Here is a 1,419-nt window from a genome sequence, read left to right on the forward strand (position 1 = left end):
GTGTGTTGGGGCATGGTTGACGGTTGGTGTGCGTGTACGGCGTTGGTAGTCGCGGGTGATGTCGAAGGTTTGTTCGGCGAGGATTTCACCGGTGGTCGGGTCGATGACGGTGGCGATGCCGTGGCTGATTTCTAGTTCCACGGTCTTGCCGGCGTTTTCCTTGCCGATGTTGAAGGTGCGTCGCATGCCCATGATGTCCTGCATGACGCATCCGCGTCGGTCGGTCCTGTGGAGTTTGGCGGGGACGGTGATGTCGTTGGCGTGTCCGGGTTCCGTCCTCTCGGCGACGAGGGCTGGTTTGCGGCGTCGGGTCTTCTTGTTGGTGGTTGTGTCTTGTTCGATCGCGGTTCGTGCTTCCTCGTCGCGTCTGGCCTGTTCGCGGGCGGCGATCTCGGGGTCGGGGCCGGCCTTGCCCTTCGCCTCGTACGCTTCCTTGGGCGTGCGCCGGTTGAGCGCGCGGTGGGGGCGTTCCCCGTTGTACTCGAGGCGGAACTCGTCGAGTTGCTGGTTGAGCGCGTCGAGGTCAGAAGCCAGAGGGCGTGCGGTAAGCCATTGCTTCAACGTGCGGTGCCATCGTTCGATCTTGCCCTGCGTCTGGGGATGATAGGGTTTGCCGTTCTTCTGTCGCACGCCCATCAGGGCGAGCAGGCGTTCGAACGACCCGGGATCGGCCGACAAAAGCCTGGTCGTGTACACGGTCCCGTTGTCGGTGAGCGTGGACGAGGGAATCCCGTACACGGTGCACGTCTGGCGGAACGATTCCTCGACCGTGTTCATGGTGACCGTCGAGAACGCGCGCGAGTACAAGAGAAAACGCGAGTGATCGTCGAGCCAGGAGACGATCAGCGCGTCCGTGCCGTCGCCGATCGGCCAGTGGGTGAAGTCCGACTGCCACGTCTCGTTCGGCAATACGGCCTCGAACCGCGTGTAGGACGACTTCGGCCGCTTGCGCGGCTCGGGCCTGACCAGGCCGGCGTCCGTGAGGATCCGGTGGATCGTGGAGTTCGCGGGAGGCGTGACGCCCTCGCGCTCCAAACGGGCGGCGATGGACTCCGCGCCAGCGTCCAATCCCCGGGACGCCAGTCCACGACGGATCGTGACGATCCGTTCCACGAGCCGTTTATCGGTCTTGTTCGCGATCCGGTGCGCACGACGAGAACGCGGCAGAAGCCCGGCCTCGCCCTCTCGTTCGTATCGGCGTTTCAACTCGTACGCCCACTGGCGCGTCACCCCGTGACGACGGGCCGCCTCCGCCACCGGCAGGCCCGCGATGATCGCGTTGACGATGGCCTTGTTACGCAGGAACTCGCTGCGAACGTCCCCGTTGTTTTCGATGGATGATGATGCCGACTGCTGTTGTGATTGTGTATCCATGCACCAGTCAACAAGCGACGACATGTAAACCATGCCCCAACACAC

Annotated in this window: 1 protein-coding gene; it reads right to left on the minus strand. The window is 63.6% G+C overall.

Annotated elements, in window-relative coordinates; all coding sequences use genetic code 11:
* A partial coding sequence (locus KIH79_RS12695; RefSeq protein ID WP_219059715.1) for an IS481 family transposase occupies nucleotides 1-1,374 on the minus strand: 1,374 nt, incomplete at its 3' end.
* Between the last annotated feature and the right edge of the window lie 45 nt (nucleotides 1,375-1,419).

The organism is Bifidobacterium miconis (assembly GCF_019331735.1).
Taxonomy (GTDB): domain Bacteria; phylum Actinomycetota; class Actinomycetes; order Actinomycetales; family Bifidobacteriaceae; genus Bifidobacterium; species Bifidobacterium miconis.